A 13,934-nucleotide genomic window follows, 5' to 3' on the forward strand; every position below is an offset into this window, starting at 1 on the left:
ATCTTAGGATGACGAACCTTATGGATAGACGTGTTTTCCTCCAACGGACGGGCACGCTGCTGGCGGCCTCGACACTGCCGGGCATTTCAGCTTTCTCCGAGGAGAAGCCCACAGTGGGCGGGCGATTAGTTCTCCCCATTAACCGTGGCTGGCGATACCACCCCAGCAAGGTCACTGGAGCCGAAGTCCCGGAGTTCGATGACTCTCGCTTCGAAGAGGTCGTGATTCCGCACACGAACATCAGCCTTCCCTGGCACAGCTTCGACGATAAAGACTACGAGTTCATCTCAACCTACCGGCGCCGCTTCAGAACGCCGCCTGACACTCAAGGCAAACGCATCTTCGTGGACTTCGAAGGTGTCATGACTGCCTCGACAGTATGGATCAACGGCGTCCCACTCGGCGAATACAAGGGCGGCTTCACTCCGTTTTCCTTTGAGCTGACACCACACTTGCACAAGGACCTGGAAAATGTCCTGACCCTGCAGGTGGATTCAACGGAGCGGAGCGATATCCCACCGTTCGGCTACGAAATCGACTACATGACTTTCGGCGGTATCTACCGCGAGGTCTCCCTGCGCGTGGTGCCCGCTCTCTATCTTGACAACATCTTTGCGCACCCGAAAGACGTGCTGAGTGGCAAGCCGGCGCTCGACGTGGACTGCTTCCTCGCAGGCATCGCCCCTCACGGAGATCTCGTGCTCGAAGCAGAACTGCTTGACGGCGAACGCTCTCTCGCAAAAGCGAACCGATCCTTCAGAGTATCGTCTGCAAGCGATCCTGACGCGGCGGATGATCCGGCTACGAGCGCTCCTGTTTACCTGAGCACTGAGACGGTAAACGATCCCGGAAAACAGACGATATCGTTCAAGGGGATCGATGGAGTGAAGCTCTGGGATCTGGCGAGCCCAAACCTATATACAGTCCGTGTGCGTCTCTTGCGCGCTGGAGTTGTCATCGATGAAGACACTCGCCGGATCGGCTTCCGCGAGGCGATCTTCACCGATCACGGTTTCTCGCTGAACGGGAAAATTATTAAGCTGCGCGGCCTCGACCGCCACCAGACCTTTCCCTTCGCCGGCCAGGCGATGCCCGCCCGGGTTCAGCGCCAAGACGCGAAGATCCTTCGCCACAACCTGCACTGCAACATTGTGCGAACGTCTCATTATCCTCAGTCGCGACACTTCCTGGATTGCTGTGACGAGATCGGCCTGCTGGTGCTCGAGGAGATTCCAGGCTGGCAGCACATCGGCCCCGAGCCGTGGAAGCTCCTGGCCATCGACAACGTCGGACGCATGGTGCGGCGGGACTGGAACCATCCGGCCATCATTCTCTGGGGCGTGCGCATCAACGAGTCTCCAGACGACCATAGCTTCTATACCCGTACCAATGCTCTCGCGCACGCACTCGACCCTACGCGGCAGACAGGCGGCATCCGCAACTTCAAGGACTCGGAGTTACTGGAAGATGTCTTCACGATCAATGACTTCGGCTTTCCACTAAGAAAGCCGAACCATCCCCGATATCTCAATACCGAATTCGTCGGCCATACGTTCCCGACCAAAACAACGGATGATGATGAGCGGCAGCGCGAACACACGCTGCGCCATGCTCGCATCCATAATCAGCTCGCGTCCGATCCGCAATACGCGGGCGGCATCGGCTGGTGCGCCTTCGACTACAACACCCATGCAAACTTCGGCGCGGGCGACCGTATCTGCTATCACGGTGTTACGGACATCTTCCGCGAGCCCAAGCCCGCCGCTGGCTTCTATAAATCACAGTGCGATCCGTCAGAAGAAATCGTCCTCGAGCCGGCCTTCCACTGGGCCAACAGCGACGAATCGACCTCCTTCACCGAGGCCGTCGTCTGTTCGAACTGCGACCACCTGAAGTTTTACCAACGCAGCAACAGCCTGGTGGGCAATCCATGGGAGTTGATCACGGAACTCGATCCGGACCGTGCGAATTTTCAATATCTGAAGTATCCGCCATTCATTCTCGACCGGACGAAATTGCAGCAACCTCACCGGCACGTCTGGGGCGATCTCAAGATCGATGGATATTTGCAGGGCAAGCAGGTCGCGTCAAAAACCCTTTCCGGGCTGGGTGTCGACCAGAAGTTCTCTCTGCTCCCCGACGATACGGCGCTCCATGCCGACGGAGCCGACACAACGCGAGTTGTCATGCGGGTCACGGACGAGTTCGGAGCCATACGGACTTATGCCAACGATCCCATCGTATTCAAACTCGAGGGTCCTGCAACACTGATCGGCGATAACCCCTTCGCTCTGATCGGCGGAACCGGCGCGGTTTGGATTCGCGCGAAGACACAGGCAGGCAGCGTGCGGTTGACCGCGATACATCCTCGGCTTGGCTCCCAAACGATTGAGTTCCATCTCACCGCTGTTCCAGCAGAACTGGTCTAGGGGGACCTGCATGACCAAGGCCAAGATGCTTGCTTTCAGGAATACTTATTGGCGTAGTGCGGGTTCTATGCTCGCGGTGTTCCCTCTTCTGTTGGCGGGAGTGGCATTTGCGCAGCAGGCGCCGGCCATCACAGGCATCTCGCATGTAACGTTCTATGCCGAAGACATCCCGCATTCACGTCAGTTCTACGCTGATCTGCTCGGTTGGCAGCCTGTGCCTGCGACTGGGTCGGAGCCTGGGCTCCGTTTCTATGCGAACCACGAGCAATACGTCGAGTTGGTGCCCCCTCCGGTACCGGGACAGGCGCACAGGTTCGATCTTGTAGGCTTCGCAACCGACGATGCGGAGGGTCTACGGCGGCTTCTCGCAGGCAAGGGCGTAGCGGTGCCTCCTTCGGTGACCGTCGGGCGGGATGGCAGCCACAGCTTCCGCGTGCATGACCCCGAAGGCAACTTGGTCGAGTTCACTCAACAGGGACGACGCCTCCCGTCGCCACCGCCCGCAGCACTCGCGCGCCGCCTAAGCACGCACATCATGCACGCGGGATATGTCGTGCACAACCGCGCCGCGCTCGACCGCTTCTATAAAGACGAACTCGGATTTCACCTGTATTGGCAGGGGGGCGCCAAGGCGGGAGATGTCGACTGGGTCATGATGCAGGTGCCCAACGGCACCGATTGGATCGAGTACATGCTGAACCTGCCTGCCAATCCTCCACATGCGCAGCTTGGTAACGCAGACCATATCGCCCCTGGCGTGGTGAGCGTAGCGGAGTTGCAGAAGCGGTTGGAACAGCGCGGATGGAAACCTACCGCAGGTAAAAACCCGCAGGTGCTGGGAGTCGACGGCAAACTGCAACTTGACCTCATTGATCCTGACGACACGAGGGTCGAGTTTATGGAGTTCAAGCCCGTCAAGACCCCGTGCTGCTCGCCTTACACAGGCAAGCAACCAGCTCCCTCGGATGCATGGTAAGCGAAGTTTTTCAACTCGGAGGAAAGATGAAGCGATACATAGTTGCACTACTGGTGGCGTCTCTGGTCTCGCCTGCACTTGTTGTCGCACAGACCGGCCCGGATGCCTCACAGACCGCAAAGGCCTCGAGCAGCTTCGACGAGGTTGCCGATCAGGCTCTTGCCGCCATGAAGATCAAGGCCCAGACGATGGGTATTGGCGGAGTTGCCGTAGTGGCGTACTTCGAGGGCGACACGATTCAGGCATGGAGTTCGAAGATGATCGTGGTAGGCCGGTATAAGGACCTCCCGACGGCGACCGACAAAGGTTCAAATCTGCTGGCCATCGCCTATGCCAAGGCCTCCGAGATGGCTGATACCCTCAAAGACAGCGGGAGCGGAATCAGGCCACCCATGACCGGAGAATTCGGCTGGAATGGCGGTGTGATCGCACGCGGTAAAACGGGTTATGTAATCGCTGCCTTCAGCGGAGGTAAATCCGAGGACGATGCGGAGATCTCGCGTGAGGGTTTGTCGAAGCTCAAGGCGAAACTTTAGTTGGGTTCATGAGCGTCCATACGTCTCGTGCAACTGAAAGCCGGAACGATCTCTGACAACCTTCCCTAACTCGACTCGCCACGACCGGTTGCCACGGCACCGCTGGCGCATCGCATGTCTCCTTGGGTTTGGCGTCCTCGTCAACTACTTTGACCGAGTAAATCTTTCGGTCTCGCACGCTGCGCTTTACACCACCTTTGGCATTTCAAACATCACCTTCGGCTATCTCTCCGGAGCTTACAACTGGACCTACGCGATGTGCCAGTTGCCGGTCGGAGTTCTTCTCGATCGCTTTGGCGTACGGCGTGTAGGACGTATCAGCACGCTGCTTTGGAGCATAGCCTCCTTCGGTGCAGCAGTGACACCGAGCATCCCAGGGTTCTTTGCAGCGCGGTTGCTTCTCGGCGTGGGCGAATCACCAACCTTCCCGGCGAATGCCAAGGCAATCGGCCTTTGGTTTCCCTCCAAAGAGAGAAGCTTTGCCACCTCTATCTTCGATGCCTCCGCCAAGCTCGCATCGGCTATCGGTGTACCTCTCATTGGGGTACTGCTACTGAAGTTTGGCTGGCGGTGGAGCTTCGCCGCAACCGGCCTGGTCAGCTTGCTTTATTTCGCTCTGTTCTCAAAGATCTATCGCGATCCCAACGCCGAAACGACGCTGACCGATAGCGAGCGGCAATACATTGCGGAGGGCTCGCAGATCACTCTTGCGCACAATCCAGAGCCATCGAAAGCGTCGCTGGGATATCTGATTCGACAGCGGAAGGTTCTGGGGATGGCGATCGGTTTCGGAGCCTATAACTATGTCTTCTACCTCTTACTCACATGGCTGCCCAGCTATCTCTCCGCAGCGCTGCATATCGACCTGCTGCACTCCTTTCTTTACACCAGCGTGCCTTGGCTATTCGCCACATTTACCGATCTGATGGCGGGCCTGGTGTCGGATGCACTCATTCAGCGTGGATGGGACGCAAGCCGTGTACGAAAGACAGTTCTCGTCAGCGGTACTACCTTCGGACTTGGCATTCTTGGCGCGGCTCACGCGCATACAGCCGTTCGTGCGCTGATCTGGATCAGCATCTCCATCGGTGGACTTGCCGCAGCCTCACCCATCGGCTGGTCCATACCGTCGATGATCGCTCCGCGCGGCAGCGTTGGAACTGTAGGCGGCATCATCAATCTATCGAATCAACTCTCCGGAATCGCCGCTCCGATCATCACAGGCTACGTTGTTGCCGAAACAAAATCTTATTCGTGGGCGTTTGGCATCTCTGCAATTTATTTGCTCCTAGGCATCAGCAGCTATCTCTTTCTGCTCGGCAAGATCGAACAGATCGCGCCGGAGCCTGCTTCCTAAAGTAGTCTATCCATCGGTACAGAGGCCACGCGGCGTTAGAGCGTGTCATCGAACTGTTCTTATCGTGGAGTCGAGCTGTGCAAACTTTTGTAGAGGCACAGATCGGAAGGGTCTGGATTCAACCAGGCCACCAAAGCAGAGTTCAAAGCCTTGCTCATTCGACATCCGGCCTGGATGGTGGCTGCACGCTGGCACGGGTCGACCCGGTGGAAATTCCGCCGTCGACAAGGAGCGTCTGTCCTGTCATGTAACGGCTTGCCTCGGAGGCCAGAAAGACCATAGCCCCATCCAGATCGTGCGGCTCTCCCGGGCGCTTTAATGGAATGCGATCGATCAGGTAATCGACCCACTCCTGGTTCTCGTACAGCACCTTGTTCTGCGCGGTCTGAAACCAGCCAGGAGCCAGGCAGTTTACCGTGATGCCGTATCGTCCCCAGTCATCGGCCAGGCTCATCGTAAGCTGTCGAATGCCGCCGCGGCTCGCGCCATAAGGCGCCAGTCCCGCATAGCCGAACACGCTTGTCACTGAGCCAATATTGACGATCCGCCCATAGCCGTGTGGCACCATCTGTTTCGCAATCTGCTGCGCGACAAAAAAACTTCCCCGCAGATTGGTCTCCAGAATCAAGTTCCAATCATCCCAGGTAACCTCCAACGCCGGCTTCCGCACATTGCATCCCGCATTGTTGACAAGGATGTGAACCCGTCCCAGCGCCTCCACCGAGGCGGCCATCGCCTCGATGCTGCCCTGGTCTCGCACGTCGAGTTCGAGCGGAATGGCTTTTCTTCCCAAACCCTCGATCTCCGCTACAAACGGCAGCAGATCGTTCTTGTGTCGGCTGGTAACAATAAGATCCGCACCAGCCTTGGCCAGGGCGCGACCGAAGTACTGTCCCAACCCTCTGCTTGCTCCAGTAATCAATGCTACCTGTCCAGTGAGATCGAAGAGAGTGGAGGTCATCGTGAAGGTGAGAACCTTTCTGTCGAAAAATCGTTACGCGGGTCCAGTACGATCTTCATCAGGTTGGGCTCGCGCGCATGGAGCCGTTCGAACCACGAAGCTCCGTCGGTTAAAGGCGCAACCGCCGTAATTAAAGATGCAACCTTGATCTCGTTCCTTGCAATCATCTCTATCGCTTGCGGATACTCACCCGCCGAAGCGCATGATCCCTGGAGACGGAGCTGTCGCGACACCACCTTCTGAAGCGGCAAAGTAACCTGTGGGGAGATGTTGCCAACCAGCGTTACAGTGCCACACTTGCGTACACAGTCGATGCCCGCGGCGATCGTCTCGTCGCGGCCCACCGCTTCCAGCACCACATCCACACCGCGTCCATTCGTTCTCTGCAGAATCGCTTCAACTAGTGAGGTGCCGGAGGCAAGAAAGGTCTCATCCGCTCCCAGTTCCTCCGCCAGTTTCAGCCGCGTCTCGTCGACATCCGAGATATACACGCGCGAGGCGCCGGCCGCGCGCGCAGCCTGCAACAGCAGAAGACCGATCATACCGGCGCCAATGACCAGAACGACCTCTTTCCCCATCAACTCCGATACCGCCACCCCATGCAGCGCTACCGACACCGCCTCCAGCATCGCTGCCTCCGGATACGACAGGTTATCCGGAAGCCGGTACGCCACGCGCGCCGGCACAGTCAGAAGCTCCGCAAAGGCTCCAGCACGGCGATACTCACCGCAGGAGACACCAATCACTTCCCTTTTATCGCAAAGGTTCACCTGGCCCTGCAAGCAGTAATCACATACTCCGCAAAAAACCGTCGAATCAAACGTCACACGGTCCCCCGGAGCAAATCCGCTGACTTCGGTCCCAACCACAACCACGATGCCCGCAGCCTCATGTCCCATCACAATCGGCGGAATTCGACGGCCTGTCGATCCGTCATAACCATGCACATCGCTGCCGCAAATACCGCAGGCTGCAACCTGAATCAGAAGCTCATCTGGCCCCGGAGTGGGATCAGGCAAATCCCGCATCTCCAGATGGTTGTATTCGGTGAGAAGCAAAGCTTTCATAGGAATAGGATCTCAGTTCTTCCATCTCGATGTCTGAATTGAATATAGACAGCCGTGCGTTCCGATTTCGGCTGCCGCGCTGCGTATCAGACTCATCCACTGTTGTAGCACTGCAACGTGCGCAGGCTGTGAGTTTTACATACCGGAAAAGAAAGCAGTCCGGGCCAGTATGGCCCGGACTGGAAGGTAAAGCTCGAATTAGAAGGTGAACTTGATGGCTCCCTGTTGTACACGAGCTGGCTCAAAACCGGTTGACGTAATCTGGCCTTCCTGTCCGCCCTGGTTCACGCCTGTCGCGCTGATCTGGTTGCTCGAGTTGGGGACGGCAAAAGATGGATGGTTGAAGACATTGAACATCTCCCACCGGAATTGCAGGTTGTACTTCTGGGTGATCTTCCAGTTCTTGTCGAAGCCCGCGTCACCCCACTGCTGTGGGGGACCCAGTATGAAGTTCTTCGGGGTGTTTCCAAACGTTCCCGGAGCGTTCACCTGGAATGCATTGATGTTGAAGTAATTTTGCGTCCACTGGATATCACTGCCGCGACGTACGTTTAGGTTTTGTCCCGGCGCGAAGTCAGCGCGGTCCTCATTCTGTAGAGAGCCTGAGTTGTTATTTCCATCGAGACCGGCGCTGACACCAAAGCCGGGGCCAGACATCCAGGTATAGACGCCGCTTACCTCCCAGCTTCCCAGCAACTCCTGTATCAGCAGATTGTGTCCTCTCAACGCAGGAGAGGTATAGATAAAGTTACTTACCGACACAATCGGGAAGTTCTGCTGGGAGATACCACGGTTATACCGAAGGTTGAAGGGATTAGGCAGTTGTGGTGTGCCGAAGCTGATATTCGACGAACTGGCATCGTCTATCGTCTTCGACCAGGTGAGGTTGGACTGGAATTGCAATCCGTGGGAGAACTTGCGCTCCAACGAGGCCTGCATTGAGTTATAGCTGGACGTGCCCACGCTGACAGTATCGAGAATCGCGCCGAATGCAGGATACATACTACGCGTGCCGCCTGTAGCGTAAATCCCAGGGTTCATATCAATGACAGTGGACTGGTGGTAGCTTTCACTGCCTACATATGCCAGGGTGAAGACCATGTTGGCACCAAACCCCTGTTGTACCGAAATATTCCAGCTTTGCGTAGTTCCAAGCTTGAAGTTGGGAGCGATCGTCGCCGGTATCTCAAGGCCTGGAGTAAAGGTCGCGCTCGCCGGCGGCTTAGTAGAGACCGAGGCGAAGGGCGGAAACGGGCTTTGGCCGTTCGTTCCCGGAAAGCCAGCCCATGGATTCTGCAGGGACAGCGGCACCCCAGGTGTGTTTCCCTGCGTGGTCGTACCCTGATAGGTAAACGTCGGAGCGAACGGACTGTTATCGGCAGTATGGTTATATGCCGAGTAGATCATCGGGGAAGTGAACAGACCGAAGCCCGCGCGAATGGAGGTCTGGGGCAACGCCTTGGGCTGCCAGGCAATGCCAAGGCGTGGCTCATAGTAGCCATAGGTAGTAGCCATCAGGCCGCTACCTATCCCGGCGTCTCCTGGAAATACGAGCCCGGTCGGAGCATTGGGATATACAGTACTTTGCTGACCCGGTACGAACGTTGCCGCTCGTCCGTTGGCAATCTGCGGTGCAATGTTCGGGTCCCAGCGTAGGCCGGCGGTGAAAGTGATATTCGGGCGCAACTTGAATTGGTCCTGCCCATAGAAACCTGGCTGCCAACCGGCGACATCCGCAATCTCACCAGCCCCCTGAAAGATTGAATACAGATCGCCGAGAAGGAAGTCGGCAAGCCCATTATTCGTATATTGCCCGCTGAAGTCGATCTCCGGCTCGGTCGGGTACTGCGTGTACTCTTCGGCGAACTGGTGCTGAATATTGACTCCGAACTGAAGAGTATGTCTTCCCAGAGTCTTGGTAAAGTTGTCGTAGAAGCCGTAGGTCGTGCGCACTTCCTGAGAAGGTTCGTAGTAGCCAGTTTCGAAACCGCCATCGGAGACTGTAAAGCCTTCGACGGAGCAGGAGCCAGGAAGTTCCTGGACGTTGATGTATTTCGACCAGCAGAATGGCTGACCTGTGCTGGTCAGGGCTGCGGATCCATTATGTGCGGACATTTGAGTCCAGAAGATCGAAGCCACATTGACCGTGCTGGGATTGATGACCCACGTATGGCTCAAAGTCTCGTTGAAGTACTGCATCCTTTCGCCAAACGTGTCTCCGTAAGGGGACAGATCGAGCAAGGACAGAATGTTGCCGGGCACATCGCCTGAGGGTTGATTCAGATTATTAACAAAGCTGCTCACCGCGATCCGCTGCGAGGGAGAGATGTCGTAGTCGAGTCTGCCGGTGCCCTCGTCGTAGTTGTTGATCGTCGCAGCGCTTGTGTAATAGACGCCGCCATCCGGCTGTTGCCCCAGGGGCAGCGCTGTTTTGGAAATGGTAACCGCTGCCGCGCTGAAGAGCGCAGGGTTGATCTGGTTAGGAACCCCATTCACCATATGAAAAGGAGCAGCCAACGTCTCTTGCCCGTTCGTCGATAATCCGCTGAAGTCTCCATTGAGCATGGCGGTGGTGGGGGTTTGGGTGAAGTTGGCAGTTGCCGCGGTCGCGGATCGCGTTGCCTGGTAATTGATAAAGAAGAATAGCCTATTCTTCAGAACCGGGCCGCCCACATAGCCGCCATACTGATTGCGGTGCAAAGGATCTACGGTGTGGCTAAACCAGTTTTTGGCGTTGAAAGTCTGGTCGCGCAGGAACTCGAACATACCGCCATGGAACTCGTTGGTGCCGTTCTTGGTATTGATGCTAACCACCGCGCCGGGCGCAAAACCATAGGCGGCGCTGAAGTTGTTGGTGATGATGCGGAACTCTTCCGTCGCATCGGCGTTAGGGAACGGTGCAGCCAGGCCAAGATAAGTATCCATGTTGGGTACGCCGTTCAACAGGTAGTAAGTGCTGCCCTGCCGTCCGCCGCCTGCCGCTGCGCCTGTTTCCGTCGGGAAAGAGAAGCCGCTCTGGAGGTAGCTGTTGCCAAAGCTGGCGTTGATGACACCAGGAGCAAGGAAAACCAGAGACGAGGGGTCGCGGCCATTCAGTGGCAACTGAGAAATTGCCTGCTCGTTGACGGTCATGCCCAACTCAGGAGTGGTGGTATTGATCAGCTCGGCATCGGAAGTAACCGTAACCGTCTGGCTCTCACTCCCAATCTTGAGCACCACGTTTTGCGTGGAAGCGAAATCGACAGAGAGTGTGATTCCCTTCTGGACGTAACCGGCAAAACCCGTCGCCTGAATGGTTAGTGAATACCTTCCAGGCGGAAGAGGGTTGATAAGATAGACACCGCTCGCGTCGGTGGTCCTGGTTTGGACCAGGTTCGTGTCCGTGTTTTTGGCGGTAACCGTCGCATTTGGGACGACAGCTCCGGTGGGGTCGGTCACCTGGCCAGTGAGACTCGCGCTCGTACCCTGGCCAAGCGCCATGGTGGCAGAAATCCCGAACAGCATCAAGGTGAGCGTCCGCAACAAATAGTGAATAGAACTTTTCATTCCTAGCCTCTTCTTTCAAGCAAAATCAAATCAAGGATTCGATTGGCAGCGAGTGGCCTGCCGTCGTAACCGTCTTCATTTCGCTGGGGAATCTCTGCGTATCCACCCATCTTTCGTGCTCTCATCAGGCTCGCGATGTTTCAGCCAGTACCCTAGACCGACTCGAAAATACCGTGCCCGATTGCGACCCCACTATAGGCGCGCACAACAATTACTCGAATCCGCCAAAAGTTGGATTGGTAGCGATTTATTCATGCAAGTGATCTTCGAACGGTCTGGAACTCTTTGGGCCGGGTAGAGAGAACCTGTTTAGGGTCCAATTTCCGATAGAACGACGCATTAAATCCCGTTTTTTTGGCGATTGATATCGACAAGCTTTGCAGACAGCTTCTATACCGACGTGCCGCATTGCCGCTCCCATCGTCAAGCGTAGGTGCGATGCAATGCGACTAGAGGACTCCGACCGGCACCTATCTCTGATCCGCCACATTTAGCACCAGTTGATACTGCGGAATAAGGTTCACACGCGATAGCGTGTCCGCCACTTCCCCAGCATCGAAGTGCAGCGCATCCGCCTTCTCGAGATACATCGGATACGTCTTCGGCAGCGGCAATACCCGCAACTCCAATGTCCTGCCCGCGCTCCGCCAATCCGGCAGTGCCTCTTTCAACCCCACCGTCCACGACAGCCCGTTCCAGAAGTCGTCATCGATCAACCGCTTCCCCTCCGATAGCCGCGCTTCATCGCCCTGGTAGTCGATCTTCAACCACACATCCGACACCTCCGCCCCCGCCGGCACAGGTGGCACCTCGATTCTCCACGTCGCCGCCCCCGCAAACTCCGACACCTCCGGCTTGATCGGCAGTGCATTCGGTCTCCATGAAAGCTTCGGACCCAACGTCCACGGCTCGCGCGGCTTCGCCTCCTGCACCTTCGTCACTGTCGCCTTCAGTTCTATCTTTGGCAGCACCGCGCCGTACTCGACAAAAACACCGTCTTTCCCATTCCGCGCAATCTTCTGTTCAGCGCCCGGCTTCACCTCTCCACACAGCCCAAACTTCATCGTGGGATCATCCGACTGCAGCGTCCATCGCGCTCCATCGGAGAACGCATCGGACTTCGTCAACAGCAGCATCGATGGATCGTCCCCGCGCCACACCTGCTCGGCTTCGACCTCCGGCAACAGCACCAGCCGCACTCCGCCGTCGAGCCTCACCTCAGCCTCAGATGTGCCCGCACCGCGCACACGCAACGTTACACCTGACTCCGAGCGGCTCGTCTCCAGAGGTCCTGAAACACCCGTCACCTTTACGCCCGCATCCAGCGCAAACTCCGCGCTCACACCCGGGAGCGCAAAGAAAAAATAATAGGCCTGCCCACCCGTCTCCACGCGCTTGAACAACTGTGCTGTGCTGTATCGCAGCGTCGCTCGCTTCTCAGTCGCCACCCCGCGCAGCGGCAGATTCACCGGCCAGATTCCATACGCTCCCGCCGGCAGGTCGATCGGCTCCTCCGGAACTTTCACCACTTCTTTCGGAAGCTTCAACTCCACCTGAAAGCCCTTACGCTCGGGCATCGTCACCCCGCGTACATAGTTGTTCACAAATACAAATCCGGCCTCGCCATTGGTCCTCGCCGCCACGCGCGCCACACTCGTATCCTTCGGCCCACTCGGCACCTCCGTTGGGGCATGTGTCATCATCGGAGCCAGCTCCGCTCCAAAGTCATTCAAAAAATAATGCACCAGTTTCATCTTCCGCAGGGACTCGCGCTCCTGCCCAAACGCTCCCAGTGGCGACTGAAAGTCATACGACTTTTCCGGCACATCCGTCGCATCGCCTGCTCGCTGCGACTCCTCCAGCGTGATCGACCCGCTATCCGGGTTCACGCCACCGTGGAACATGTAGTACCCCAACAGATTCACACCGCTACCCAGCATCACCGGCGCAATCGCCGCAATGTCGTCCGCATCAAAGGCTGGCCGCCGGAAGTAGGTATCCTGCCCCCCGCCGCCTACTTCCGCTGTTAAAAACGGCGTGTTCTTATAACTCGCCGCCGCATTCTGTCCGCCCCCGCCTACGGCTCCCATGTTTCCCGCAACGCGGTTCCTGAACCGGAACGCATAAATCTCATTGCCATAGAGAGGCTTGTTCGTGCCCTGCCAGGGCGCATCCGGATACCCGCCAAACGTCGGCAACACTGCATCCAACGGAACCGCTGCGCCATCCCATCCTGTCACCGTATACAGCGGCACGTCCAGCCCATCCGCAATCGCCATCTCTTTCAACTTCCGGATATGCTCCGACCCCCGGCCCGACCCTGCGGGTCCCTCGCGATACTCGTTCTCCAACTGGATCCCGATCACCGGCCCGCCATCCTTCCACAACTCGCCCTTCAACTGCGCCCCGATCTGTGCATAAAAGCTCTGTACCTCTTTCAGGTACACGGGATCGTTCTGCCGCACCGGGCCGTTCTTCAGCACCCAATCCGGAAATCCTCCATGCCGCACCTCGCCATGCGCCCATGGCCCAATGCGCGGATACACATCCATCCCATGCTTGGCGCATAGCTCTACAAATTTGCGCAGATCGCGCCGGCCCGTCCAGTCGAATTGCCCTTCGACTTCCTCATGATGATTCCAGATGATGTACATCTCGATCACCTGCACTCCGGCGGCCTTCATCTTCAAAATTTCCTGTTCCCACTCCTCCTCCGGATAGCGTGAGTATTGAAATTCCCCCATCACCGGAAGCCACGGCTTGCCATCCAGCGTCAGGTACTGCGAGTTGACCCCAATTACCTGTCCCCGCGGATTACGTGAAGCTCCCAACTTAGCCGCCACCGGCTGTGGCGCCACCATCGGCGCCGTCGCATCGATCGAAATCAAGTTCTGCGCGCGCGCCTGTATCCCCACCACGACCGCCAGCCCCGCGATCACAACCGTCCTCATCCAAATCTTTCTCATCGTTCTTTCCTTCCGAAATGGATTCGTAATCGCATGTACGCGTCGTGCATAGGCAGCTAGCCTCACACGTGTCATCGAACCGTCACGCTGCACAGG

The 13,934-nt window shown here is 57.2% G+C and carries 8 protein-coding genes; 4 read left to right on the plus strand and 4 right to left on the minus strand.

Annotated elements, in window-relative coordinates:
- The first annotated feature begins 20 nt into the window (after window positions 1-20).
- From GSQ91_RS07445 to GSQ91_RS07460, 4 genes are all read left to right on the plus strand, one after another.
- Window positions 21-2,429: a glycoside hydrolase family 2 protein gene (locus tag GSQ91_RS07445; protein WP_158820689.1), complete on the plus strand. Its 2,409-nt coding sequence runs from the start codon at window positions 21-23 to the stop codon at window positions 2,427-2,429.
- Window positions 2,430-2,439: 10 nt separating this feature from the next.
- On the plus strand, window positions 2,440-3,405 hold the full coding sequence (locus tag GSQ91_RS07450) for a VOC family protein (protein WP_158820691.1): 966 nt from the start codon (window positions 2,440-2,442) through the stop codon (window positions 3,403-3,405).
- Window positions 3,406-3,431: 26 nt separating this feature from the next.
- Window positions 3,432-3,941, plus strand: coding sequence for a hypothetical protein (locus GSQ91_RS07455; RefSeq protein ID WP_158820693.1), 510 nt, complete (start codon window positions 3,432-3,434; stop codon window positions 3,939-3,941).
- 88 nt (window positions 3,942-4,029) lie between these two features.
- The gene (locus GSQ91_RS07460) at window positions 4,030-5,298 is read left to right on the plus strand and encodes an MFS transporter (protein ID WP_158820695.1); all 1,269 of its coding nucleotides are present in this window, start codon (window positions 4,030-4,032) and stop codon (window positions 5,296-5,298) included.
- A 154-nt stretch (window positions 5,299-5,452) separates the two neighbouring features.
- Here the strand turns inward: GSQ91_RS07460 and GSQ91_RS07465 are convergent, their stop codons facing one another.
- The 4 genes from GSQ91_RS07465 to GSQ91_RS07480 form a co-directional block, all read right to left on the minus strand.
- Window positions 5,453-6,259, minus strand: coding sequence for an SDR family NAD(P)-dependent oxidoreductase (locus tag GSQ91_RS07465; protein WP_158820697.1), 807 nt, complete (start codon window positions 6,257-6,259; stop codon window positions 5,453-5,455).
- On the minus strand, window positions 6,256-7,326 hold the full coding sequence (locus GSQ91_RS07470) for a galactitol-1-phosphate 5-dehydrogenase (RefSeq protein ID WP_158820699.1): 1,071 nt from the start codon (window positions 7,324-7,326) through the stop codon (window positions 6,256-6,258). The genes GSQ91_RS07465 and GSQ91_RS07470 overlap by 4 nt, the downstream gene beginning before the upstream one ends.
- A gap of 198 nt (window positions 7,327-7,524) precedes the next feature.
- Window positions 7,525-10,872 carry a TonB-dependent receptor gene (locus GSQ91_RS07475; protein WP_158820701.1) on the minus strand — a complete coding sequence of 1,116 codons (3,348 nt, stop codon included), beginning with the start codon at window positions 10,870-10,872 and terminating at the stop codon, window positions 7,525-7,527.
- 470 nt (window positions 10,873-11,342) lie between these two features.
- A complete protein-coding gene (locus GSQ91_RS07480; RefSeq protein ID WP_158820703.1) occupies window positions 11,343-13,838 on the minus strand; it encodes a beta-galactosidase in 2,496 nt (831 codons plus the stop codon).
- Window positions 13,839-13,934: the final 96 nt, after the last annotated feature.

The sequence above is a fragment of the Granulicella sp. S156 genome (assembly GCF_009766105.1).
Taxonomy (GTDB): domain Bacteria; phylum Acidobacteriota; class Terriglobia; order Terriglobales; family Acidobacteriaceae; genus Granulicella.